The organism is Desulfosarcina alkanivorans, from assembly GCF_009688945.1.
Classification (GTDB): domain Bacteria; phylum Desulfobacterota; class Desulfobacteria; order Desulfobacterales; family Desulfosarcinaceae; genus Desulfosarcina; species Desulfosarcina alkanivorans.
The window spans coordinates 2,535,021-2,560,927 of record NZ_AP021874.1; the positions used below are offsets into that span (position 1 = coordinate 2,535,021).

General features: G+C 58.3%; 15 protein-coding genes. 4 read left to right on the forward strand and 11 right to left on the reverse strand.

Translation table 11 applies throughout. The features are described 5' to 3' along the window. The first annotated feature begins 29 nt into the window (after positions 1 to 29). Genes DSCA_RS11225 through DSCA_RS11240 form a run of 4 tightly spaced genes read left to right on the forward strand, consistent with a single transcriptional unit; the run spans position 30 to position 4,058 of the window. Positions 30 to 1,247, forward strand: a complete 1,218-nt coding sequence (locus DSCA_RS11225; RefSeq protein ID WP_155316518.1) for a CapA family protein — start codon at positions 30 to 32, stop codon at positions 1,245 to 1,247. 31 nt (positions 1,248 to 1,278) lie between these two features. Further along, positions 1,279 to 2,187, forward strand: coding sequence for an aspartate/glutamate racemase family protein (locus DSCA_RS11230; RefSeq protein ID WP_155316519.1), 909 nt, complete (start codon positions 1,279 to 1,281; stop codon positions 2,185 to 2,187). A 23-nt stretch (positions 2,188 to 2,210) separates the two neighbouring features. Then, a complete protein-coding gene (locus tag DSCA_RS11235) occupies positions 2,211 to 3,197 on the forward strand; it encodes a D-alanine--D-alanine ligase family protein (protein WP_167527718.1) in 987 nt (328 codons plus the stop codon). Between the two features lie 3 nt (positions 3,198 to 3,200). Next, positions 3,201 to 4,058, forward strand: coding sequence for an N-formylglutamate amidohydrolase (locus tag DSCA_RS11240; RefSeq protein WP_155316521.1), 858 nt, complete (start codon positions 3,201 to 3,203; stop codon positions 4,056 to 4,058). Positions 4,059 to 4,179: 121 nt separating this feature from the next. On the opposite strand, the gene DSCA_RS11245 is transcribed toward DSCA_RS11240, so the two are convergent. The 11 genes from DSCA_RS11245 to DSCA_RS11295 form a co-directional block, all read right to left on the reverse strand. After that, complete coding sequence (locus DSCA_RS11245) at positions 4,180 to 6,618, reverse strand: tetratricopeptide repeat protein (protein WP_155316522.1); 2,439 nt, start codon at positions 6,616 to 6,618, stop codon at positions 4,180 to 4,182. A gap of 129 nt (positions 6,619 to 6,747) precedes the next feature. Next, positions 6,748 to 7,395 (reverse strand): hypothetical protein, encoded by a 648-nt coding sequence (locus DSCA_RS11250; protein ID WP_155316523.1) that lies wholly within the window; start codon positions 7,393 to 7,395, stop codon positions 6,748 to 6,750. Between the two features lie 25 nt (positions 7,396 to 7,420). Continuing rightward, positions 7,421 to 8,242: a hypothetical protein gene (locus DSCA_RS11255; RefSeq protein WP_155316524.1), complete on the reverse strand. Its 822-nt coding sequence runs from the start codon at positions 8,240 to 8,242 to the stop codon at positions 7,421 to 7,423. Next, on the reverse strand, positions 8,239 to 9,192 hold the full coding sequence (locus tag DSCA_RS11260; RefSeq protein WP_155316525.1) for a MauE/DoxX family redox-associated membrane protein: 954 nt from the start codon (positions 9,190 to 9,192) through the stop codon (positions 8,239 to 8,241). Before DSCA_RS11260 ends, DSCA_RS11255 begins: the two co-directional genes overlap by 4 nt. Before the next feature lie 7 nt (positions 9,193 to 9,199). Continuing rightward, entirely contained in the window at positions 9,200 to 9,937 is a 738-nt protein-coding gene (locus tag DSCA_RS11265) for a hypothetical protein (RefSeq protein ID WP_155316526.1), read from the reverse strand. Continuing rightward, positions 9,924 to 11,603 (reverse strand): putative porin, encoded by a 1,680-nt coding sequence (locus tag DSCA_RS11270; protein WP_155316527.1) that lies wholly within the window; start codon positions 11,601 to 11,603, stop codon positions 9,924 to 9,926. The genes DSCA_RS11265 and DSCA_RS11270 overlap by 14 nt, the downstream gene beginning before the upstream one ends. Before the next feature lie 168 nt (positions 11,604 to 11,771). Next, positions 11,772 to 12,470, reverse strand: a complete 699-nt coding sequence (locus DSCA_RS11275; protein WP_155316528.1) for a TonB C-terminal domain-containing protein — start codon at positions 12,468 to 12,470, stop codon at positions 11,772 to 11,774. Between the two features lie 222 nt (positions 12,471 to 12,692). Then, on the reverse strand, positions 12,693 to 13,658 hold the full coding sequence (locus DSCA_RS11280) for an archaeosortase/exosortase family protein (RefSeq protein ID WP_167527719.1): 966 nt from the start codon (positions 13,656 to 13,658) through the stop codon (positions 12,693 to 12,695). Between the two features lie 222 nt (positions 13,659 to 13,880). Next, the gene (locus DSCA_RS11285) at positions 13,881 to 14,288 is read right to left on the reverse strand and encodes an ExbD/TolR family protein (RefSeq protein WP_155316530.1); all 408 of its coding nucleotides are present in this window, start codon (positions 14,286 to 14,288) and stop codon (positions 13,881 to 13,883) included. Further along, positions 14,289 to 16,079 (reverse strand): DUF2341 domain-containing protein, encoded by a 1,791-nt coding sequence (locus DSCA_RS11290; protein WP_167527720.1) that lies wholly within the window; start codon positions 16,077 to 16,079, stop codon positions 14,289 to 14,291. A gap of 85 nt (positions 16,080 to 16,164) precedes the next feature. After that, positions 16,165 to 25,899: a filamentous haemagglutinin family protein gene (locus tag DSCA_RS11295; RefSeq protein WP_155316532.1), complete on the reverse strand. Its 9,735-nt coding sequence runs from the start codon at positions 25,897 to 25,899 to the stop codon at positions 16,165 to 16,167. Positions 25,900 to 25,907 lie beyond the last annotated feature (8 nt).

The window sequence follows — 25,907 nt, forward strand, 5'->3', positions numbered from 1 at the left end:
GCCCCGGCGGTCTGGGTACAGGAGTTTCCATGAGTGATCGTGTGAACTGGAAAAACGGAACCTGGACGAAACAGGCGCCCGCCGGCCGGCCGTACGAAATCTGCATCGCTTCGGACTGGGCACCCATCCGTGCCTTCAGCCAGACCATTCTCGACGCCCCCGAGGCGGTATACGGGGACCTGCTGACCGAACTGCGCGCCAGTGACGTGCGCATTGCCAACCTGGAATGCCCCCTGACCCGAAGCGATTCGGCCGTTTCCAAAAGCGGCTCCGTTTTAAAAGGCCTTCCGGAGCACATCGCCGGGTTGACCTGCGTACCGGTCGACATCGTCACCCTGGCCAACAACCATGTGTTCGACTATGGACCGGATGCGTTTCAGGAGACCTTGGACCTGCTGGACGCCAATGGAATCAAAGGCGTGGGCGCCGGCCTGACCCGGCAGGCCGCCACCGCCCCGCTGACCGTCGACGTGGGAGAGACAACGGTCGCCCTGATCAGCTTCAGCGAGGGCGAAGACCTCACCGGGGCCGTGGACGGGCCCGGTGTTTTCGGCTGGGAGGTGGAGGCGGTGCTGCAGGCCGTTCGGGAGGCCAGGGCGACGGCGGACCTGGTCGTCGTAATCTGCCACGCCGGCGTGGAGTACATCCCCTTGCCCCCCCCTTACCTGGCCGGAGCGCTGCAGCGGGTGGCCCGGGCCGGGGCCGACCTGGTGGTCGGCCACCATCCCCACGTCCCCCAGGGAGTGCAGATCGTCGACGGCGTACCGGTGGCCTACAGCCTGGGCAACTTTGTCTTTTACCAGCCGTCGGACCTGATTTACCGCAAGGTCGGCTATCTGCTCAAGGTGGGCGTGTCCGCAGGCGCCCTGACCGGAATCCGGCTGGTTCCCTACCACATCGGCGACCGGGGTCTGAACCGGCTCGCCGGTGAACGCCTGGCGTGGTTCTGGCGCAAGATGGAACAGGTCTCCCGGCCGCTGGAGACCACGGCGGGCATCGAAGAAGGCTGGAACGGGTTTCTGTGTCAATACGGTGTCGGGGGCTTTTTTGAAGAGATAGAGATGCTCATGGGCAAGTTGAGAGAAGATCCTCCGAAAGGGGCCGCCATGGTCCGCAACCGGGTGGCCACCATGCAGCACCGCGAGCACTGGATCGACGCCATGACCCGCATCATCGACGGCAGCATCGACGACGCACCCGGCTGGGCCGTGGAACTGACCCGGGAATGGCTGACGCGAAAAAGTTGACCCACCCTGCAACTGACAACGCCGGACGACCATGAACCAACTGCCGGATAAAGAAAACCTGACCCTGCTGGTCACCGACTCCGGGCTGGGCGGGCTGTCCATCTGTGCCCACATGGTGCGCCACCTGACCCGCCAGTGCCTGTTCAGGGACCTGTCCGTGGTGTACTTCAACGCCTGGCCCCTCCAGGACAAGGGCTATAATTTTCTCGATGGGGATGCACAGCGCATCCGGGTGTTCGGCAATGCCATAAGCCGCATGGACCGGTATGACCCGGATCTCATTTTCATCGCCTGCAATACCCTGTCGCTGGTTTTCCGGCAGGGGGCATTGGCGGCCGGCGCCCGGGCGCCGGTCGTGGATATCATCGACTTCGGCGTGGAGATGATTGCCGGGCAGCTCAACCGGCATCCCCAAAGCACGGCACTGATTCTGGGCACCAGGACCACGGTGGCGGCCGGCGCCCACAAAAAACGTCTCATGGAACGGGGCATCGCCGGACACCGGATCGCGCAGCAGGACTGCCACGGCCTGGCCGGCGCCATCGAAAGCGACCCGGACAGCCCGCAGGTCAGGGCGCTGGTGGAGCGATTCATGTCCCGGGCCGCCGCTGCCATCGATCCGGGCACGGATCACATCTTTGCCGCCCTGTGCTGCACCCACTACGGCTACATCCGGCCGCTGATCAGGGAGATCCTGGTGCGGCACACCGGCGCCACGGTCGATATCATCGACCCCAACCGGGCCATGAGCGACTGGGTCTGCGTTGAAGGGGCAGAAAACCGTTTTTCGTCGGTAAACCTGGACGTACGCGTGGTTTCGCGGGTGCGGCTGCCAGCGCAGAAAATCAACGCCATCGCCGCCCGGGTCGCCTCCGTCAGCCCGCAGACGGCCCGGGCCCTGCGGGACTACCGGCACATACCGGATCTGTTTGACGTTTAAGAAACCATCGCGTGGAGATGCAATTGAAAAAAGTACTCATCATTACCGGCCCGGCCGGCGACGCCCAGGGCTGGGGGGATCTCGGTGTCACCGAAACCCTGCGGGACGCCCTGTGCGCCAATGGCAAGTCGGCCCGGATCGCCTTCGTGGAGTCCATGGAGGATGTCACCCGGGCCATCCGAAACCACACGTTCGATATCATCTGGAGCGCCCTGTACCACATCTCCGACAGGGCGGAGATCGTCGGGCTGAGCATGGCGGACGACGCCTGGCTGGCGGACCGGTTCGATGGGCTCGGCCTGCCCTACATCGGCCCCGACGCCCGGACCATGAAACAGCTGATCAACAAAACCGAAACCCACGGGATCCTGCAGGCGGCAGGCATCGCCGTGCCGGACCACCATCAGGTCGATGCGGGAGCGGATCTTCCCCGCATGCGTTTCCCCGCCTTTGTCAAGCCCAGCTGCGAATCCAGGTCCGTGGGCATCAGCGACGACAGCGTGGTGGAAAACCGGACGCAGCTGGCCGCCAGGGTGGCCTTCATTCATCGCGAATACGAGCAGCCGGCACTGGTCGAGGAATACCTGCCCGGCCAGGAGTACACGGTACTCATGCTGGGCAACGGCGGCAGGCAGGAGTTTCTGCCCGGCATCGTGACCCTGGACGGCGAATACGGCAGGTACCCCATCCTGCGGGCCGACCTCCGGGGCGTGGGGGTGACCCGAATCAAGCGGGCGGAGACCCTGGCCGATGAATCCGTGGCCCTGTGCCGGCAGGCGACCGAGACCCTCAACTGCCTGGACCACGTGCGGGTCGACATGCGCCTGGACCGCGCCGGCCGGCTGCGCATCATCGAGGTGAACGGCATACCGGGCCTCAAGCCGGTCAAAAGCTGGAGCCCCCAGATCTATACCCTCTACCATGGTTCCCCACAGGGGCCGGACCACGACTACCGCCAGATGGTCAACCTGATCGTGGACTCGGCACTGGAACGATACGGCATCGGCTGACCCATGACGATTCCGGACAGCCCCCGATGGCAGGCCCGTTTTCAGGCCGACGGATGTATTGACGGCCGCGGCCGCCTGGGGGGCTTCGTTTTCCGGGTGGACGGCTCCGCACCCTATATCGCCACGGCCATCCATGCCGGCGGCAGGGTCCGCAACGAATTGCTGCCCTTGATGCAGGTGGGCGCCGCGGAGCGCCATTTTGAAGAAGACCCCGAAACCGACGCCATGATCGGACAGGCGGCCTCGGCGGCATGGGGCCTCGACAGCAGGAGCGAATACGACCTCAACCGCCCCCCCGGCGACGCCCTGCCCCTCAGGCCGGAGCAGTTCTGGGGCACCCGGGTCTACGCCCGGCAGCCCACCGCGGCCATGAACCGGACGAGTCTGGCCAAGTACGACGAGTTCTATGCCTTTCTGGCCGGCTGGATAAAATTGACGTTGGAGCGCTTCGGGGTGTGCCTGGTTTACGATGTCCACGCCTACAACATCACCCGGCAGGTGCGAAAAGGCATCGCCCGTCCGCCGGTGTTCAACCTGGGCACGGCCGCCATCGACCGCCGGCGCTGGGCGGCTGCGGTCGACGACTGGCTGAAGCGGCTGGAGAAGATCGAAATTCCCGGCGTGCGGACCACCGTGGCCGAGAACCGGGTCTTCTCGGGCAGGGGCGAACTCTGCCGCCGCCTGACCCGGTGGGACCCGCGCATCCTGGTGCTGCCCACCGAGGTGGCCAAGGTCTATATGGACGAACGCACCGGCCGGGTCGACCGGTCATCGGTGGAGGCCCTTCGCGACGGGCTGGGGCGGTCCATGCAGGCCCACAGCCGGATGTTTCTGGAGGCATACGGGAACTGTGAACTGTAACTGACAACGGCCGGTTCAATTGGTTTAATTGGTTGTTCACCGTTCACTGTTTCCAGTTGACAGACAGACCATCTTCTGATTTCCCGCTATGAGCTATGAGCTATGAGCTATGAGCTATGAGCTATGAGCTATGAGCTTTTAGCTTTGAGCCCTTCGCCTTCATCTCCTTCAACAGGGCCTCGGCATGCTCGCGCCCCACAAAGTGAGTGGCGGCGCGAGTGGCGGTCAGCAGTTTTTCCCTTGCCGTGTCGATATCTCCGGATTTTTTCAGGACCACACCCATGTGGTAGTTTACAACCGGGTCTTCGGGCGCGGCGATGATCAGCTGCTCGTAAAGGTGCAGGGCCTGCTTGGTCTCCCCTTTTTTGTAATGAATCCAGCCCAGGGTATCGATGATGGCCGCATGCCCGGGTTTCACCCGATAGGCGGCCGTGGCAAATTTGAGGGCGCGATCCAGGGTTTCGACGGACGTGGCCGTGTCAGCCAGCAGGAAAGCCAGCCGATTGGCCGCGCTCCAGAATCCCGGGACCGTGGCGACGGCGGTTTCATATACCGAAATCGCTTTTTCGTATTCCTTGCGCTCTTCGTATAACCTTCCGAGCACCAGGGTGGCGGTAGGGTTCTTGGGATTGCGTTCCAGGGCCGCCTCGAAATGGTCGATGGCCTGTTTCTTTTTGTCCTGAAGCAGGAAAACGGCGGCCAGGCTGTTGCCTGCTTCCGGCCACATGGGGTCTAATTCGGCAGCGTTCTCCAAGGCCTTGCGGGCGGAATCGTACTCTTTCATGCGGGTGAAGACCTTGCCCTCCAGATAGTGGGCAAAGGCTTCGTCGGGATGGGTCTTCAACCGGTCCTCGCATAGGGCCAGGGCGTCTTCGGTGCGCTCGGCGGACAGCCAGACGGTAACCAGTTCAGCGGCCAGGGCCTGGTCTTCCTCCACCAGGTTCATCCCCTTTTGCAATTGGCTGGCGGCGTTGTCGGTCTGCCCCTGGCGGGCATACAGCCGCGCGAGTCTGATGTGCCCCACGGCCGAACGGGGCGCTTTCAGGACAATCTCACTGTATTCGCGGCGGGCGGCGCTCTCGTCGTTGAGGGCCAGGTAGAAATCGCCCAGTGCCGCCTGAGCGTCGATGGCCATCGGGTATTTTTCGACCAGGCGGTGCAGATGCGCCTCCGCCTGCTTGTAGTCTTTCTCCATCAGGCAGACGCGGTAAGAAGCCATGAGCAGTTCCCGGTTATCCGGCGCCATGCGCAGTCCCGCATTCAATGCCTTTCTGGCCATGCCGGTCCGGCGGTCCATCACATAGGCGTCGGCCAGCTGGAGGTAGCCTTGCAGGAAATCCGGCTTGCGACGCAGGACCTGCTTGAAATCCCGTTCAGCGGCCTCCGGACTGCCGGCGCTTTTCATGACCATACCCCGGGTGATCAGGGCCTGAAGGTTGGTCGGATCCTGCTGCAGTACGTTTTCGGCATAGGCGTTGGCCGCTTCGAACTGTCGGGCGGAGAGGTAGATCCTGGCCAGGGCATTGTGGATGGCGGCCCGTTCGGCGATGTCCGAAGCCTTGGTCTCCGCCACCCCTTTTTCGAGCAGGTCGACGGATTCCTGGGGCCGGCCGGTCTTGAGGTACAACTCACTCAGGGCCAGCCGCAAACGGACACTGCGATCGCCCGAAGCGAGCCCTTCGATCAGAAGATTTTGGGCGCGTTCGATCTGCTTCTTCTGCAGGTAAAAATTGGCCACGGCAATCCTGCGGGCCGGGTCGGCCGGACCCACCTCGATCGCCCGCTTCAGAACCCGGTCGGCCTGTTGGTTCTCCCGGGTTTCCCAGTACAGCATGGCCAGGGTGATCGGGTAGGCCACGTTGGCAGGGTCGATATCGATAATGGTCGTCAGGACGTCCTGGGCCGCTTTCAGATCGCCGGCACGTTGATGGGCGCCCGCCAACTGCAGGTGCAACGCGATATCCGTGGGGTGGGCGTCGATCCCCGCCTTGAGGACCGACTCGCCCAGGGCCGTCTGTCCGTTTCTGAAATGGGCCGCGGCCAGCAGCAGGATCAAGTCGCGGTGGCGCTCTCCCTTCTCAAAGCGTGGCGACAGCATGGCGATCGCATCGGCGGTGCGCTTCTGGGCCAGCAGGGCCGAGCCCTTGACCAGCATGGCATCCAGATTGCCGGGATCGTCTTTCAGCACGATCTCAAGGCGCAGCAGCGCCTCCTCCGGCATGTGGGCGGCCATCAGGATCCGGGCCAGTTCCAGTTGGGCCTGAATGTGACCGGGGTCGATGCGGGTCGCCGTGGTTAAATAATCGAAGGCCTGCTGACCCTGTTTGCCTGCAAGGGCGACCCGGCCCAGCGTGTAGTAGGCCTCGGCATAGTCCGGGTAGTTCTCGATCGCCTTTTCAAGGTTCTGCCGGGCGTCCTGGTAATCGTTTTTCTCGTAGGCTTTCAGGCCGTTTTTATAATATTTTCTGGCCGTACGGTCGGGGCCGTCCGCTGCCGATACCGGAAATGCCGTGACAAAAATTAACACAATGACCAGCAAGGTAGTGGTGATGGGCTTCATGTTTCCTCGATTCAAGATTTTTTACAGGTGGCGGCTATCGGTTGAAGTCTTTTTTTCCTGGCCGTTCACGGGGTTGAAACGATCAATGTATTGAACAAACCGAATTGTAAGACAGCGTTTACAGAGGGCCTAGATGCAAGGCCTCGGGCATGCGGATGACCCATTTGTACTTCCAATGCCCGGAAACGAAGCAGATGCGGCACCCTGTGTCTTACCCGTTTTCAGTCCGAAAGCGACGAGGCCCGACAAAAAGAACAGCAGGGACGCCGGCAGGGGAACCGGCGTGAGAGATGAATAATTACCGATCGTCATACTGCCGGTTGCTTCAAATATCCCGTTTAAAACGGGTGTATGGGAAAAGAGAAGTACATCCCCGGCCTCAGGCATCAATGCATATGGATTTTGGAACATGACAACGTCGGAAAGGTCGGGCATCGCAGGTTCCTGTTCGGGCGGGAAAACGGTTATGGTCTCCCCGATCAATGTGATGTTGCCGCTGATGCATAGATCCTGACGGGTGCTGAAAACAGAATAATCGAGGAACAGGTCCCCATTTACGAAAATATGGCAAGCGTCACCAGGGACCGTTGGGTCGGTAGTGTCCGGCACGCTGGAATCACCGTCGGTCAATACGAGGCCGTCTTCGAGGGTTGTCAGCCCATCACCGCCGGTCAAAATGATCCCGGTGCCGGACGTCGTCGACAAGTCGCCGGCATCGCCAATGGCCAGCATACCGGCTGTGGCTGGGGGAACAAAAAATAAAAAAGCGACGACCATCAGGATGGTCCGGAGCGGTTTCATGTCAATCATCCAACAATTCCAATCGTTCCTGAAGCCGTTCGAGTTCGTCGAAATGGCTGTAGATGTATTTGGGGTCTTTGATCTGGCTCCAGCGGTCGTAAAACGCATCCGCCGCCCCGCTGTCGATCTCCTCCTGGATCCGGGCAATCTGATATTGCAGCCGCTCCTGCTCACCGGCGGCAACGGAACGGTCAGGGTTCTCCACGATGGCGCCCTCCTGCCCGTCCGCCGCATCGGTTGCCGCCGATGCACCGACGGTGCCGCTCTCCTGCGACAGCACTGAACCGCCTGAGAGGTGGTGGGGTTGCTGTGGACGGGCTGAGGTGGCGTCCCTCCCGTGAATACGGCCGGTCCCGCGCCGGCCCCCTTGCGCCCGGGCCTGCTTCATGCGGGACGCGGGCCGGTCGTTTCCGGCGGCCACCGGCTTCATATCCGACGTCGGCAAGGATCGCCCCGAGGCCACAGAAGGGGTGACCGCCGCTCCCGGGTGCGGTTTTTCAAAACTGCTGTAGGAGTGCGACGGATCATTGAAAATGACCGCATAGCTGTATCCCTTGAGGACCGATTTGAGGTTGTCCATGGGCGACCGGTTGGCGAGGTCGACAACAACACGCGCCGCCCCCAGTTCTGCGAGGATGGTGATATGGGCGTTCAGTTGGTCGGCAAGCAGATCGACCGCCCGGCCGATGGGCATGGACCGGGCCGATGGCGTGGCGGCAGGTCCGGGGAGCCCCCCGTCCACGGCCGCCGCACCCCCGGCGGGGACGAGCAGTACCAACAGGATCAGGGGCCAGCACCAGGTTGTCAACCGGACGGTCCTCATGCGCCTTTCTCCTCTCTTTCAATAACGTCGACCAGCGCCCTTCGTTCCGGCACCTTATCCTGCCACCGTGCGAGGGTCCGGCCGTTCTGGATCAACAGGTATTGCGGCAGCGGATCATCCTTCATCAGGGCCAGCAGGCTTTTTTCGGTGACCGGCAGCACCGGATAAAAGGCGAAATTCTCCTCGACGAAGCGGTCGATCGCCGCCTGGTCATCGGCTGCCAGGGCATAGACCGTGAGGGCATTTCCGGCCTCGGCCACCATCTCATTGAGCAGGGGCACCGACTGGCGGCAATGCATGCAGTCGGTGGCCATCAGGGCCACCAGACAGGTGCCGGTGTTCAGGTCGACCTGTCCGCCGGACGGGGTTTGCAGGACCATGCCGGCCGCTTGGCCGGACGCCTGGGACGCCGACGCCGATTGGCGTGCTTGCAGGGTGCCAAGAGCCAGTGGCAGGGTCATGGCGATGACGGCGGTGGTGGCAACGGCCAGCGATTTCATCGGGTGCCGGTAGTAAATCGCCCGGTCCTTGAGCTTCCAGGCGGAGAAGGCGAAAACAAGCAGCAGGCCATCCTCGATCATCGCCTCCGTCGGGCTCCTGCGGGCGGCCGGGCCAAAGCAGCCGCAATCGGAGACACCGCCATGGACCATGGCCCAGGAGAGCGCCCCCATGAAGAACAGCAGGAGCAGGATGACCCCGGAAAGGGAGGCTTTAGGCCGCCAGTTGGCCACCAGGGCGGCCCCGAGGATCACTTCAACGACCACCATGAACCAGGCCGCGGCAACGGCCGGCCGGGCATCGTCGGGCAGGATGCCGTACTGCCGGATCTGCAGGGCGAACTGGTCCAGGTCGACGCCTTTGAATGCGCCGGCCGCCAGCAGGATGGCGCCTAAAACAATGGTGATGAAGCGATAGCCCAGAAGGCGGGTGTCGGGTGCTGTCCGGTTCATGATACGATTATTCCTCGTCCCGAAGGGTGTGGTCGTCGATGTTGTCCAGGTAGCCCTGGATCAACTGCTCCAGTTCCACTTTCTTGATCTGGGTGAACGGTTCGGTGTGCAGGATGGTGTTGGCGAACACCCCGTCTTCGTCATACCGGACGAGGATCGACTGGGCGGTCGCAGCCATCTGGCGGTTCTCGTCCAGGTAGCGGTCCCGGGTCCGCGTGGCGAATTGAAGATCGGATTCCAGCTGCCGGGTATTTTCCGTCATCGCCGCGATGGCGGCGTCGCGCTCACTGATGGTTGCCCTGGCCTGGCGGTGGGCGTCGGTCAATTTGGCATGGCTTTCCTTCCATTGGGCGATCGCCTCATCTTTTTTGGCCAGGCGGCCCTCAAGGGCCCGTATCTTCCCGGCGTTTTTCTTCTCCAGGGCGGCCATTTCGGCAACCTGCGCGGCCACCTGTTCGGCCAGGGCTTCGGCCTTCATTTCCGCCTGCCGCTTCAATCCCTCAACGGTCAGCCTGGCCCGCTGAAAGGCGGCGGCCTGGGCCTTCTGCTCGGCGTATTTGCGCTGCAGCAGCTCGGCCCGGTGGGCCGTCTTTTCAAGGTCCTGCCCCAGCGCCGCGTGTGCCTTGCCCAACGCATTCAGGCGATAGCCAAGGTAGCCGCTCAAACCGACGCTAAGAAAAAGCACCAGGCCGATGATGATCTTCTTACCCAATGGTGCACCTTTATAATCGTTAGAAGCGGGCATTGACATCCACCTGCAACGTATCCACCCCAAACTGCGGCCCTTCGATCTCATCCGAAGAGAGCCACCGGGTGGTCAGCCAGACGTTGCGGTACAGGCCGTACTCCCCCTTAAGGATCCAGCCTTTGGCGTTGGTGCCGCCCAGGTGGAAATCGGAATCCGTGAATGCGTCCAGCACCGCATCCGCGCCCAGGTACTTGTATTTCAGGCCCACGTTCCATTCCCCATGATTGGTGATCACGGGGTAGCCGATGGTGGCGCCCACCATGTAGCCGTCCGTGTCCTCCACCGGGTTGTCATTCCCGGTGACCTCGGCAACGTGGTCCCGGTCAAATCCGAGATTCTTGACATACTGGGCTTCAAGAATCATTTGCACCGGATAGAAAATACCCAAATTGGCGTTAAAATATATATCCAGGATATCGTAATCGGTTGCCAGCGCAGATTTAAGAGAACCGGTCGGATCGATATCCATCAAGGTGTTTCCCATCTGCATGAAGATCGGCGCGGTAAAATCATAATAATTGGGACGATCAATATCGTTCTGGATGCCTTCGATATTCTGGTAATCATAGTAGGCTGTGCTCAAGGTAAACAGCATGTCGTAGCTGGGCCTGTATTCAAAACCGACCTGCCCCCCCCAGAACCATTTGTCCCGGCTCTGCAATTCTTCCTCTTGAAGGGGAAAAATGCCGGCGGTGAAAAACAGGTTGAACGGCTGCATCTGCTCCGTATCGGTCTCGTAGCCGACGGCGGCGCCCTCGAAGTTCAGATCGGAATCCCACACCAGATCGCTGGAGAACCACGGGTTGGCAAACCGGCCGCCCACGAGGCTGACCTGGGGCATGCGGTCCCACACCGGATCGATGGGGTGCCACTTCCACTTAAGGTAGGCGCGATCGAAGACAAAACTGTCGCGGTTCATGTAATCGCCCATGGTTTCGTTGGTGGAAACCGGCTCTTCTTCATTTCCGGTGGTCATGCGGAAGCCGGCCTCCACCTTGCCGATGTTGGTCTCCCGGAAGTCCAGCAATTTGGCCTTCATTCCCAGGCGTGCACGATAGCGGAAACGATGGCGATCCGTGTTGTTATACTTCACATCGTCATCCCCGGGGTTGTCCGGGTCGGAAATGGAATCGTTATTCAACAAGATATCGTTCCCTTCAGCAAAATAATCGCCCTGGTAGCGAAGTCGGACGTCGCCGCTGAGGGTAATCCGCTGAGCCCATTCGGATTTGATGGCCTTGTCCATCAGCGGGTCCAGGGTGTTGGCCTGCATGTCGTCGATGCGCCGCACCAGCAGCCGCTGGTCGTTTATCGTCGCGTCGCTGGTTCGTCGGGTATCCTCCCGCAGGGCCTTCACATCCGCCCTGGTGGCCGGCTCCGGCCGGGTGTCGGCGGCAACCGGGATTGCGGCCCCGCCGGCGTCCGGAGTCTCCGCCGGTGGCGTCGTTTCGGCGACTTCCTTCGCTGGTTGTCCGCTGACCCGTTCCATGAAGGCCGCGGCCTCGTCGCCGGTGATGATGCCCTTGTCCTCCAGCAGTTCGATAATCGCCCGGGTCTGGTCGTCGGACAGGCCGGGAGAGGGGTCGCCGGCAAAAAGGGACCCCGCCGAGGAAAATATTAAAATGCCGGCCATCAACACGGCCACTCCGTTTCGCATGTGCATGTAACACTCCCGCTTCAATTGAGTTTGTCTTGTTTTGTTTTTTGGATATCGTCCGAATGTTGAAAACGTCTGCGGATCTCGTGCGCAACCGGTCGGGGAAATGGCCCTGGCTGGTCCACGCCCGGTCCGACGACAGCCAGGCAGGTAAAACCCGTCAGGCGCGTCCGTCTACCCCTTTGCAGAGATCTTGAGTTTGATAATCCGTGGCATGCCCCGGGGAGGCGGTTCGCTGATCGTGGCCAGCTTCAATGCATTGACCACCGCGTCGTCCATCAAGGGGTTTCCGGAGGACCGGGAAATATCGAAATTGACGATCTTGCCGAGATCATCGAGGGTGATTTGGACCTGCGTCTTGAGATTGCCGTCGGGGATGCCCCCGTTCTCTTCCATGTGGCGGTTCATCCGCTTGCGCAGCTCCTCCTGGATAATGCGGGTATACCAGCCGTAGCGGCGCATCATGGATGCATCACTGAGCGTACCGCCGATCAGCGCCCGCCCCCCTTTCCTGGCCTTGAGCCCGAAGCCGTCCGAACCGGCCGTGCCGTCGGCATCCAGGCCCAGGTCCTCGCCGGGCGGGGTATCGTCTTCAGCCATGTCGTCTGCGGGTTCAGGCGGCGTCTCCTCCGGCTCAGGCTCGATCATCTCCTCTTTTTTCTTGATTTCCGGCTCCGGGGGTTTTTCCTTTATTTTGGGCGGCGGCGGCGGCTTGACGACGGTCACCATCTGAATCCGGCGCTTGCGGCGCTGGGAGTCGTCCTTCAACAGGTACTTGAGAGCGAAGACGGCGCCGGCGACAAACAACACCACCAGGCAGGCGGCCACGCCACCGATGATGAACCTGGTTTTTCCTTTTTTATGCTTACCCATGATTGGTTTCTTTTCTCGCGTGCTAAAACGGTGCAGTGGTTATTTACTGATTATCGCCATCTACATCCGCAATGTTTGAAATATATTAGCGACGAATAAAAATCGTTGCACAACGGAGGTTCTTGGCGACGCATCGTGACGACCAGGAGGGAAAAGAGGTGAAAAAAACTTGCGCCTGGCTCCGGCACCTGTAAAGCATTAATCAGACCAAAACGCTTGTCCTCAGCCAGCAGGCTCCCGCTGCCCCCGGACGTTGACCAGAAACCCCAGGGCGACGGCCAGGGGAAGCGCGCGGACGCAGATATTGTAAACCAGTTGGGACAGAGGAGCCAGCCATTCGAACCCGAACGCCGTGATCCATACATTGCACAGCCGGAAAGCCGCCTGAAACAGGGTCAGGGCCACCAGGCCAAGGGCCAGCCATCGCAGGCGCATGACCGGGCCGGCGCCCCTGACCGCCATCAGCAGGCCGCCCAGGGCGATCAGGCTGAAGGTCTGGTAGTAGAGATGGTGGGTCCGGGGGATCACCAGCTGGAGGCCGTTCAAGCGAAAGAACGCGCCGATGAGGGTGTCGATGGCACCGACATACAGACGGTTGAGGTGTATCCAGAAAAGAAACGGCAGGCTGGAAAAAATCAAAAACCGCAGGCAGAAAGCAGCCGGTCCGTTCAGGCGGTCCGCATGGGATTGCCATCGGCACCACAGCAGGCAGACGGCGATGGTCGCCACCAGCATGCCCAGCTGGCCGAAGTAGACATGGGCCGTTTCGAACCAGTCAGGAAACTGCCGGCCGACCAGGGTGACCGCGGCAATCCGGATGATGTTGACGGTAAACAGCAGGACCGTCCCCGCTGCCCATCCGATCCATTTCCCGGCACGGGGCGCCGGAAAGGCTGCGGTAAAGGCGGCGTACAGGACCATGAGCTGGACGGCCGAACATTCGGCGATCACATTGACGCTGAAGCCGCCGGTGCTGATGCGGGTGCCCCGCACCACCGGTTCCAGACCCGTCAACCGGATCAGGTCGCCGACCAGAAGGGCGGTGAGCCGGTTGAGCGGCTGGAAAACGGTTTCGGGAACCAGACTGACGGCAAGTATGCCAACCACGGTGGCCAGCAGGAATTTTCGGGTGAACGGCAGCAACAGGGACCGCCGCCCGACGGCCCGGCGGCCGGCACCCGCCGACACCTGACGTTCTGCCCTCCTGATGCCTTTTGCCCGTTTTGCCCGCATGATGGTTCAGTACTCAGGTATGAGCTCCCCACTATTTTAGTGTTCGTCCAGAAATAGGCAAATTTGGCCGAGATCAAGGCGCGCGAAAAATTTTACCGCAGGCATAGGGTTGATCCCGAGGATAAAATGTTGAGCGCAACGCAGATATCGGGCAAATTGGCCATTTATGGATAGGCACTATTTAACCAGTTTCTGGGTCACCAGCCCCATCTGGGTGATCTCCAGTTCCTGCATCAGGTCCAGCACCGCCACCACCCGTTCGTAGTAGATTTTGGCATCCCCTTTGATGACCACGGGGAAATCGGGGTCCACCGCCTTGAACTGGCGCAGGCGCGTCTCCAGCTCGGCGATGGTCACCGGATAGGCGTCCAGGTAGAGCTGGCCGTTGGCGTGGATGGTGATGGCCTTGGTCTTGGGTTTGACCAGGCTGGGCGTGTTGCTGGCTTTGGGCAGATTGACTTTTATGCCCTGAACCGATGCGGTCACGGCGATGATGAACACCACCAGCAACGTCCAGGCAACGTCAAGCAAAGGGGTAACGTTGATTTCATCAAACCCCTTCATCTCATACAGGTCACGTCGCATTTATTCTCCATTTTCTACTTTTAGCGCAAACTCATCGATGAACACGGTCAGATCGGCCGTGATATTTTTTATCTGGGAGGTCAGAAAATTGTATCCAAAAAGGGCGGGTATGGCCACGAGGAGCCCCACGACCGTCGTGGCAAGCGCCGAGGCCACGCCCGGTGCGATGGCCATGATGTTGGCTTCGCCCGCTTCGGCCATGGCGGCAAAGGTGTTCATGACCCCCCAGATCGTCCCCAGAAGCCCCAGGAAGGGCCCCCCGGTAATGGCCATGGTCAGCACCGTCAGGTTGCCGTTGAGGCGTTTGGTTTCGTTGACATACCATTTATCGAGCTCAGTTTTGAACGTTTTCAGGGTTTTGGATGTCACCCGAGGCGTTTTCCGGTCAACCGTCTCTTCGGCCGCACTTCCGTTGTGGATCACCCGGCATCCGGCCCGATAGACCCGGTACAGGTTGGAACTGCTGTACTCATCCCCGTTGTCAATCTCCATGGCCGTAGGATCGGCCTTGGATTCAAATGTGCTGAGAAATTTTCGGTTGTCCCTTTTGGCCATAAATAGAAAAGCCGCTTTACCGAGAAAGGCAAACCAGCTGACCGCGGAAAGAATCACCAGCAGACCGATGACCACCAGGCCGTCCAAAGTGACGTTCTTTAAAATGGTGCCCAGGTAGAATACCGGCATACTGCCGCCGCCGCCCATGAGTTCCTCGCCGAAGGTCAGAAACAGGCCGTCGGGGCCCTGGGTGGCGAAGGCGGCACGGATACGGTCTCTGGACAGCGCCTGGGTGAAGATGCCGATCTCGTCCAGGTCCCCGATGAAGCTGCGGCCGCCCTGCCCGTCGTCGCCGACGACAAGATCGCCGGTGAGCGCAGGCAACGTGGCCGGCAGATTGCCCCAGGTCATCTCCATGCCATCCAGGTAAATGGCCAGCCGGCTGCCGGGACTGCCGGTGACGGTGACCAGGTGCCAGGAACCCACCGGCAGGTCGGCGCTCCGGTCGGTGGCGATCGGGTCGCCGTCCCCGCTGCCGATGGCGGCGTAGATTTTGGTGTCGTCGATTCCCACCACCAGGGAGCCCCCATCTCCCTGCCGGGAGAAAATCATGGCGTCCGCCTGTGCCATGTTGATCCGGATCCAGGCGGAAAGGGTGAAACCGGATGAGAAATCCAGGGCGGGGGTGGCGGCAACGGTCAGGCGATCGCCGGCGCCGTTCAGGGAGACACCGTTGCCGATCACGCCAGGGAGCCCCTGGCCGCCGGAAAAAAAGGCGGCGTGGTTGTCGTTGGCCGTTGCATCCCGGGGCATGCCTTCCACCTCACCCAGGTGATAGGCGGCCACCTGGGCCATATCGAACGTTCCGCCGGAATCCTGCCCCCCCAGGGCATTTTCGTTTCCGTAGTACATGTTCATATATCCCTGGTCGGTCGCCCCGGCAATGCGCGGCACACGCACCCACACCAGGGCGATTTCGTCCAGGGTATCGATTTTCTCGATATGATGCTTGAGCAGGGTCGCGTCGTCAGCGGCCACAAAGCGGATGTCTCCGCCGTCTTCCCGGGCGCTGGTAAAATCGAAATTCCCGGAATGCAGCCGCACCAGCACCGGCACCTCGCTGAGATTCTCCTTGATGTCCGCACCGGTTTCGGTCGTATTGAAAGCGATCTTCTTGCGGTATTGCCAGCCGTCATTCCACCACCCCTCGCCGGCCGGCGACAGGCCCGGCAGCAAAAGCCCGCCGATGATAATCAATGCCACTGCACGCACATGCACAATCCATCTGTTTTTCACAAACGCCTCCACGATGATGTATAACTTAAAACCAATTGAACCTGCCTGCCTCTCACCAGCTGCTTCATTCCTCAGCACTCAGCCCTCATTTTTTTTCTTTCTCCCCTTCTTGATCCACCGGCACCTCCCGGGTAACGGCAGAATCCGAGGGCTCACCGAAACCGACGACCTCAACGGCCAGCCATTTGGGGACCAGTGTCTCGGTCAGGTCGGCCACATATTCGGAAAAACGCTCCTTGGCATTACCCAGTGCCGTCTGTTCACCGGCAATGTTGCTGGTTTCCGAAACGGCACCGGAGCCGGCCAGGGCCCCGATGCTGGCAGCAGACGCAGAAACATCCGGCACACCGACGGATGAACCGCCGACCTCAATGTTTTGGACGTTGACCACTTTCGTTGCAGCCAGGATAATGTTCTTTCCGGCAATGCCGGCTTCACCGGCATCGATCTCTCCCTGGGGTGCAAAAATATATATATCACCAATCTCGGGCTGTTCTTCTGGTCCTTCAACACCGTCCGGATCATAGGTCAGCGCCCGGACACCGCTGCCTACGGCCGGAGGCGTAAATACGATTTTGGGTTCGTCTCCCGAGAGGTCAACCGTTGCCTCGGACACACTGATGGCCGTCTTGGAACCGCGACCGGCATTGATATTGCCATCCTGGGACCAGGCCGTAATGTCGCCCCCCATGAAGGTCATCAAACGGGATTCGTTGACATTCAGATCATCGTCGACGTACACGTTGATGCTGCCGCCCGACGTCGTGTAGATGCCCGAATTGTCGCTCTGGTCAGTCGCCTGCCGAAAGGTTGACTTGCCCACATTGATTTCTCCGGTGGCCAGGATATAAATGTCTCCTGCGTTGCCGCTGGTATAAATCTGCGAATTGACCATATCGATATCCCCGCCGCCTTTTGCAACGCCGTCAAAAAATGGATCGATAGTATCGCTGTTGATTTCGTCAAGAATTTGCTGAGCGGCCTCCGTGTCTCCTTCAGCCAAGGCAGCGCTGTATTCCTGGCCCTGCTCCCGGAGGTCGTCGAAAAAGCCCTCCGTTTGGTCCAGCTTGCCGGAACTTTCAGTCACATCAATCTCTACGCCTGAATAAACAGCCAATCGCATCGCAGGCTCGTCCAATTCTTCGTCTGGTGTCGGTAATACCTGATTATACAAATTACCCACTGCTTGGATCCCGCTGGTCGTTCCCAAATCAATGGAATTGCCCGCGGTGACAATTATGCTACCAGGCCCTCCGATTTCAATGCCGGCCTGATATGTGGTCCCGATACCGGTGCTGAAGCGAATATCGTTGCCGGCAGCAATCACGGTGACATCATCCAGATTCACATTCTGAGTATGGTAGAAAATATCGGCGATATCACCCCCGGCGATCAACGAGGAGGCTTTAGGGATATACAGCAGCACGTCTCGGACATCCCCTGTAGCGGTAATGGTGGCCGCCACGGGATCATCCTTATGCAGCAACGCGTCGCTGTGTGCGTAGGTGTCAGTGATGAGTTGATATGCTGCCCGGCCATCCTCAGCAAGACCATATACCAGTGATGGGTCCACGTCTGACATGGCCAGGATGTAACGGTTTTGCGAGTCCGAATCGACAGACATGCTGCGAATGTCTCCACCAGCTGTCAACGCCAGGTTTCCCGCTTCACTGGGGGCCAGATAGAAGGACTGCCCTATAAGGATATCCGTTGCCGCATCTATGATCAATGTACCTGGCAGGATGCGTATCCTGGATTTCTGATCCGCCAGATTGTCATAAAACCGCGTACTGCCTGTGAGCATTACGCTACCTGTGATAGCCCTCAGAGCAACCGAAGAAGCCTCAGTATACCGTAAATCCCAGTCGCTGGGCCCAGAATAATCGTAGTTGGCGATGGTTGGGTTCAATATCGTACCCAACTCGATACTTCCTTGAGCCACCAACTCAATTTGGGTATCGAAAGCTTCAATAGGTTGGTTGTCGAAACTTGTAAGTGTGCCGAAGTTCTCGTAGGAGTTCAAATCGATTTGGCCGTCATAGACCAGGAACCGGCCGTCGAGATCCTGTTTAGCTGTTAGGTCAAGGTCTCCCATACCAAAAAGGCCAACCGCACAGGTCACACGTCCGCCTGCATTGAGTGTGATATCACCACCGGCCATAGTAACAATGCCCCTGCTGCCCCCATTGCTATACTCGGCGTGATAGAATGCCCCATTGTATGAGGATGCATCCCAGCAATCTATTGCAAATGGCTGGCCAATGACATCGCCCTGAACCTCTAAATCGATATCGCCGCCGTCAGCGTATGACCAGTACCTATTCAAGAGGTTTCTGAGCTCATTCGCATTAGTATAAGGGTCCGGATCGGGCGCCTCGCCGATGGTACGTATCGCCCCAATGGTATTTTCTTCCCTAATGAAGTTCAGGTCGCCTGTAATCTCGATGCGAATGTCCCCGGTCGCGGTCTGAATTCCGCCATCCTTCATATTGAGATCGCCGCCAACCAGACCGAAGACCGTACCGTTGAAAGAACCGATGTTGTACTGCATACGGTTGTTCGTCATGGGTTCGTCCTGTGACCCCACAACCCCCAACTGTGTATTTCCGGCAGAGGCGAATTGAATGGTCGCATTTTCCGTGTACACCCGGACGCCATCTTCGAAGAGGATACGCCCCGGCAGCGAACCCGAAGACCGATCGATCGCCATGAAGTCGCTGCCGGCAAAATTGGCACCGGCAACCAGATTGATGCCCCAGGATTCCTGGGCCGTGTTTTCCCTCAGGGTCAATACGTCAGTACGCGCATCTATGATATCGGCGCCGATGATCAGATCGCCGGCGCTGCGCAAGGTCAACACGCCGTATGCCATGTCCTCTGCGTAACCGGCAAGGTCAATCTCCTCAGTGACCGCCAGGTTCTCTGCCGACCGGATTTCGATGCCCGCAAGAACGGTCAGGATATTTTCAACAGCAGGTGTCGTATCATTATCGAGACGGAGATGTGCGGTCCAGTCGGCGGCCTGGTCAACGAGGCCGTCCAGGTAGTCAGCGGTGACTGTGTTGTTTTCGTATATGCCCACGCCCTCTGCGATAACCGCCGACGCGCCGACAATCTCTCCCTTGAGCACCATGTTCATCCCGGTGGTACCGGTAATTCCATTTTCGTTCCTGATGGCCCGAAGATAAACGGCACCGTTTGAGAAGTCGGTACCGCTTCCACTCACATTTATCTTCGCACCTTCGTGGAAATCGATGGTTCCGCTGGCAGCCGCCAGTAAAACCTGGCCACCGTCACCGGCTTCTGTAGCGGAGGCATCCAGAACGCTTCCATCGAGCAGATTGATGTCGTCGGAAGCATAGATTTCAAGGGTGCCGCCGCCTTCCGTCCCGGACGCATCCAGTTCACCTTCAATCACCACACTACCACCGTCCGTCAAAAGGGTGATGCTATCGGCAGTCATTTCGTCTGTTTCGTTGACCGTGATGTTGCCCTGTCTGGCCAGCAGTTCAACCTTCCCTTCAAAGTCACTCTCCGCAAGCAGTTCGGCAATGGTCGCAAAATCATTGATGGACAGGGTCTCCAGATAGAAACTGCCCCCGCCCCCCCCTTCCCCGGCCTGGCCATAGAGGTCTCCCTCGATGCTGACATTCTTTTCCGGTGCAAAGATTGAAACCGCGCCGGCGTCCCCCTGTCCTCCGGCTGAAACATCGACGATTGCGCCGGCGGCAATCTCAATACTGCCATGTTCGGTTTCCAGGAAAACGGTTCCTGAAGTGGCGTAGTCGCTGCCCCTGGCATCAATCGAGGAGCCCTCGCGCAAATAAATGCCATCGCCGTCGGTTGTACCCGTGGCAACCAGTTGAACCGATCCGGCAGGGCTGAGGATCAGGCCGGAATGGTCGACAGCCCTGCCCTTCAAGGTCAATTCTCCGCCGTAGCTGTCTGGAGGTGTCCAGGTGTTTCCATTGGCTTGGGTGAACACCGTTCCTGAACTGGATATCATCCCAGCATCGGCGGTCGCGTATGTGACAGCACCATTGTCATCCACCGACGCTGTCAAAGCCGTCATGATGGCGGCGGATTCGATGGATAGATCGCCCTGTGTAACCAAATTGCCCGTGCCTGAAACGACCAGTTCGTTGGCTGCCTGGATTGTCATTGCTCCGGCACCGATAATGCTCAGGTCGTTGGCCGCATCGTCTGCGCCCCCCTGGTCTGTCATGGCACCGAAAACGATGGTCATGTCGTCGGATTGAAAGAAAAGGGATCCTGCCGGCCCGTTCGTTGGATTATCGATTTCGGCGAACACCTCCCCCTTGAGGCTTGTGTTCTGCAATTGGATTTGGGATGCTTCAACGGTTACGTCAACCCCGGTGCTCAGGACAATACGATCACTGTCAAGGGTGAGGATATCGGCAGCCTGCATCCGGAAGTCGCTGAGGAAAGTGATGTCCGAATGACTGCACAGGTTGATGGAGTCAATGCCTTCAACCTTGGCCCACATCGCCTCATCGATGAAAAGCCCGTTGGATATGGACGCGATGTCATGGTTGGCAGTGATAAATATACTCTCGTTGATCAAGGTAAGAGAGCTGTTGTCGACCTCAAGATTTCCATCCAGGTTTAAATTGATCGTATCGAGTCTAATATCGTGCGTGGCATGAAGGGTCGCGGACGGTTCGATGGATATCATCCCTTCTGGAGAAATCAGGCTGAGGATGCCGCCCGCCTCTCCTGAAGCGCTGAGCATAGAGTCGGACGCCACCACAATACGGTCCGAGGCCGCGACGGTAAGGTTAACCGCTTCGAGTATCGATCCCGCGTCAAAAACCACCTGTTCGGTAATGGCTGTATCGCCAAGGGTTACCGTTTCGAAGGCGCTGTTGCTTATGGCGGTTGCATTGACAATCAGTTGGTCCATCAGTTCATCCGGGATCGGGCTGTCGGCAGAAAAATCAGCCGGCAACTGGGCGCCCGCAGTGTTGGCGATAACTTTTTTGCTGGCGAGCGAAAGCGTACCTCCGGTATAGCCTTCAAGTGCCGTAGATTGCACCGTTGCGTTAAAAATGGTCGTGTTCGCCTGGACGGACAACGAACCGGCATCACCGGTAGTTATCTGCTCTATGGTAAAGTTCCCTTCTGCCAGAACATCCGACGATTCACGCACGCTGAAGTAGTGTGGTTGAGAGGTGGCATATGTGGCACCGGTTTCCGACCCAACTGTCGTGTAGCCGGCACTGATTGGGTAGCCCTCGCTGGTCAACGAATTGTCTCCATACGTGCCAGCTGCCGCGCCGAGGTCTTCGACGATCATGGCCCCATCAGAAAACGCGAAGGATTCATCAAGTATGGTATAAAAACCTTCATCAACCAGAGCATTGCCTTCCAGGTAGATCGTCTCGCCTGAATTTCCTGCCCCAGGCACGATAACGTACGTCTCCTCCAATGGATCAGTGGAGCCCTCTACCCCCGGTAGGAAACCATAGGCGAAGATTTCACCACCTCCTGAAAGATCCACGAGGGCACCGTCCTGCATGACAACTTCATCACCGGACAGGGAAACCGTACTTTCCAACGCCCCTTCAAATTCTACATATTTATTGGAAGCTTTATCAAGTACCTGCCAGACAACGGCCTCATCGTCCATCATACCGTAGTTGACCCGGGCACCTCCTGCCACGGATAAGATACTGCCATTTTCCAGGTAAATGCGGCCGTCTTGGCTGTCCACCGTGAATTGAAGCTGGCCTGCAGGCGCATACCATTTGCCGGTATGTGTTATGTTGGCGGCATTAACTGCCAGGCTGCCACCGGCGGACATGACCGGTGCGGCCGTCGAATTGTCGGTTGTGGACCGGGTGGTAAGGTCACCGCCGGAACTGAGAATAAAAACAGTTTGAGTGGTTGGATAAAGCCGGTCGGCATCGATGAGCAAGTCCGCAGCAGTTTCGAGGCTGCCACTCCATACGACAGGCAATGAGTCTTTGGTATCATAAAAATAATCCGCCAGCGTGATATCACGGTTGGCATGGAGGCTAATGGTCTCAAATCCTGACAGAGCGATATCGCCTGCGATGTCAATCCAGTCTGCGGTAAGCTTCAGGTTGCCACCCTGCAGGGCGGGGGATTCTTCTCCTGGCCAATAGGTATTGGTCAGAACGATCCATGGCGCACTCAGGGAAACAGAATGGTCATCAGTTGAGATAATCGGCGCATCCAGTGTCAGTTTACCGTCAACGTGGGTTGTCAATTCATCCGCAAACTGGATTTCTCCGTAACTTGATATGGTAATATTGTCAAAACCCGAATGAATATAGGTTTGCATGTCTTCGGATCCCACGGAAAGGGCTGTAAATGAATCGGTTCGTGTCAACGACAGCGTGCCTCCGATCATTCCGTCCAGCCGGGCATCCGCTTTGATCACGCCATCAAGTTGCAACTCTTTGGAGTACTCAAATTCAAGGGTACCCGGTGAACCGGCAGTTGTTTCCCCGGTGTAGCTTCCATTCGGAGTCAAAAGCAAGTGTTCAATGCGATCGGTGCCGGACACATCCAAAACCGCGTCGGGTTCTACGAATAGATTAAACGCCGAAAGGCTGATAGCGCCGCCATCCAATGGCTTGTAGGCGACAGCGACGCCCGTATCCGCAAGTAAATCGGCAGGCATCAGGTATGCTGCTGCTGATACCAAGGATCCAGATTCGATGGCCAATGCTGCTCCACTCAAGTCGGAAGTCGACTCCAACCCTATGCTTCCCGCTGGCGCCGAAACTGTGCCCGCAATCTCAACCGAAGGCCCTGATACAGATATGTTTCCCATTGGAGAAACAATGACCGAAGCATCGGAATCCACTCGTGCCGTCGCCCGTTGGTTGAGAGCATCAATTTCTCCCGGAATCACATAGTGACCACCAAGGGATTTTCCGGCGGTGAGCGTAATGGAGGACTTCTGGATTTCATTGGTATCTGCACGTATGTATTCTCCGTTGTTGTATACATCCTCTGCAGAGGTATAGTTTGCAATATTCCCGTTGGAATCCACTGCACCAGAGCCTGGGCCTGAAATTTTCAAGGTAGACGGTTCAAGCTTTACCCCGTCCTCGACAGCTATATCAGTCACACTGGTCAAAACGATGTTTGAAGCTCCGGTCAAATCGATCTGGTCGTCACTGATCATCAAATGGGTTGCCACCCCTTCGAGAAGCGGATCTGTAGCGCCCAGATCGGTGATAATCGAATTCGGTTCCGGCTGTTGTGCCGCAACGGTTACCTGCTGGGCATGGAGATCAAGCGTACCGCCATTGGCGCCGGAGAGCGAATGGGTGTAAAGGTCCCCTTCCAGAGCAATGGACGATCCGGCGACCTGGATAGATCCGCCGTCACCACAGTCAACCTCACCACTTTCGTCGATCCGCCATCCGCCGCTGGCATCGATGGCGGCTCCGGGCATGATTATTACACCTTCACCGGCCAGGGTTCCGTCTACAAGGCTGACATCGCCACCCTCAATACGACTGTAGTCGGAAATCAAACCTTCCAGGCTTGCTGTCGTTGAAAGGTCGACCTGCTGCCCTGAAACGTCGATGATGCTTCCCGTAGCCAGATAGATGCGTTCATAGCCCAAATCGGCGCTGCTGACGTATTCGGGGTTGGGTTCGCTGCCCACAAATTCATCGGTTGTCAGGTTGCTTGCCAGTTCCATGGAAACGCTGCCTTCGGGAATAACGATTGTTCCGTGATGTTCGATGTGCCTCCCGAACAGGGTCAAAGAACTGGTTGGATCCATCGCGATGCGTGCATCGGCATCCACGACGATGCCTTCCCGCACCGCCAGGGTGACATTTTTCAAACTGGAATCGTTCAAAATTTCTTCCGAAATCATCGACACCCCAGCCAACGCATCGGGAAGATCACTGGTGGCACTGAAATCATCCGGCAGGATAAATTTTTGGGCACTCACAAGGATCTCTTCAACAATCGGATCCACATCCTCATACCTGCTGTCGGTGAGCTTTTTTCCTATGTTAAAAGTTCCCGCCGAGGGTCTGACGGTTCCAAGGGTAGACTGGTAGCCGTTTTCATCCTGGGTCTCGGTTTCCTCGACCTGGTAGACACCCGGTAGCACTGAACCGTCCAAAGTGGCATTGAGCAGCACCACTGGTGCATTGACATTAAGTATGCCAGCGTCGGCGCCTTCCTGATACCCCGCGTGGTAGTTCAGGATGGGATTTGCAGATCCCACGTAAAACCCGCCACCGTAGCTCGTCGTAATACCGAAGCGCTCATTGGTGTCGCTGATCGGATTGTCCGGCCCGATAATGGCGTCATAGGCGACGTTTTCGGGCGCATCCTCGATACGATAAACTTGGTTTCCCGAAATCAGCAGGGTCGTTTCGACATGCCCCTCCTCGTAGATGATTCCGCCGCCGGAAAAATCGAGCATCGATCCCGAACGGGCAACCACATCGCCTCCGGAATCGATCTGGATTATGCCCCCTTGTGTGCTGAATTCCAGAGCGGTTTTCTCTTCTGAATTCAAGGCTCCGGAAACGTCTCCAATCCCTGAGCCCTCAACCTGGTAAAAATAGATCGTTTCTCCCTGGAGGGTCCCATCTTTCTGTGCATAGTCATCTTTAAGCTCCACACTATTGAGTTGGAGGCTGGCCACTGAGGACCCTGCGGGCAAAATCACCCAATTGCCGCTGACATCAATGAGGCTTTCGGAATCAAGGTAAACCCGGCTGTCAGCGTTCAGGGAAACACTGCCTGAGGGTGCGACGATGGAGCCCTTGACATCAATCAAACCTCCGCTGCTGATATCGATTTCGCCGCCTCCGAATTCAAAAGACTCATGCACCGTTTCGCTGGACGTGGAAATCGGGCTTTCTGTCCGGCTTTGCTCGCCAAGGGTAACCGTTTCGGAGGCCTTGAGTTCGATCTGCCCGTTGCTTTTGACGGCCGTTACCGCCCGAATCAGGCCTTCCTGGTTGACGACCCGTCCGTACATCCCGACGTTGCCCAGTTCGGCCTCCAAACGACCACTATCATAGTTGACGGCCAGACTGGAATCGCCGCCGGCGTTGACCACGGTCTTGTTGTTGGATGCCTGAATCTGATTTTCCATTGTAACCGTGGTTCCGGAGGCCAGAATGATGTTGCCCAGCGGCGCAGTGATGGAACCGCTGTTCTCTACAGTCGGCCCCAGTAAAATCACCGACCCGTTTTCATCCGTCTGGATCGTTCCATGATTGGCAACCACTGCGGCAGCGCCATCGTACATGGACGCATCCATATAATTTTGCGTTTCGAAAGCCCGCGTGCCAGCCAGAAAATCATCATTGGTCAGGTTCAGTGAAGAGGCCACCAAAGAATGAATATTTACCGAGGCTCCCGGGCTGAAGAGCATTCCGTTCTGGTTGATCAGGTATACCGTACCGTCGGCGGTGAGTTTGCCGAAGATCTGGCTGGGGTTCTGGTCATAGATGCGGTTGAGCGCACTCCAGTTGGTATTTCCCTGCTGGTCGAAGTGGGTCCATGCGTTGACGCCTATATCGAAGGATTTCCAGTCTACAATCGCCTTTTCCTGATCCTGATGGACAATGAGGCCGTTGTTACTCACCTGTTCAAGACCAGCAACCCCCTGAACGATGTTCTGAATCTGCGGAATCTGGTTGGCTGCCGGCGCTACCAGATTACCGACACCACCATAATAGCCCGGAATGCTTGCTGCGAAAACCGGCGTCGCAGGGCAGCAGGCAAGTGCCAGCGCAAGGTAAAGGGCCATCATTCGATTAACGGATCGTAAACGTCTCATCATAAAATCCT

Coding starts and splice junctions, on each gene's coding strand:
- DSCA_RS11250 (WP_155316523.1), bottom strand. CDS start 7,395: ATGGTCGTCGCTTTTTTATTTTTTGTTCCCCCAGCCACAGCCGGTATG.
- DSCA_RS11230 (WP_155316519.1), top strand. CDS start 1,279: ATGAACCAACTGCCGGATAAAGAAAACCTGACCCTGCTGGTCACCGAC.
- DSCA_RS11285 (WP_155316530.1), bottom strand. CDS start 14,288: ATGCGACGTGACCTGTATGAGATGAAGGGGTTTGATGAAATCAACGTT.
- DSCA_RS11225 (WP_155316518.1), top strand. CDS start 30: ATGAGTGATCGTGTGAACTGGAAAAACGGAACCTGGACGAAACAGGCG.
- DSCA_RS11260 (WP_155316525.1), bottom strand. CDS start 9,192: ATGAACCGGACAGCACCCGACACCCGCCTTCTGGGCTATCGCTTCATC.
- DSCA_RS11240 (WP_155316521.1), top strand. CDS start 3,201: ATGACGATTCCGGACAGCCCCCGATGGCAGGCCCGTTTTCAGGCCGAC.
- DSCA_RS11275 (WP_155316528.1), bottom strand. CDS start 12,470: ATGGGTAAGCATAAAAAAGGAAAAACCAGGTTCATCATCGGTGGCGTG.
- DSCA_RS11270 (WP_155316527.1), bottom strand. CDS start 11,603: ATGCACATGCGAAACGGAGTGGCCGTGTTGATGGCCGGCATTTTAATA.
- DSCA_RS11265 (WP_155316526.1), bottom strand. CDS start 9,937: ATGCCCGCTTCTAACGATTATAAAGGTGCACCATTGGGTAAGAAGATC.
- DSCA_RS11255 (WP_155316524.1), bottom strand. CDS start 8,242: ATGAGGACCGTCCGGTTGACAACCTGGTGCTGGCCCCTGATCCTGTTG.
- DSCA_RS11245 (WP_155316522.1), bottom strand. CDS start 6,618: ATGAAGCCCATCACCACTACCTTGCTGGTCATTGTGTTAATTTTTGTC.
- DSCA_RS11295 (WP_155316532.1), bottom strand. CDS start 25,899: ATGATGAGACGTTTACGATCCGTTAATCGAATGATGGCCCTTTACCTT.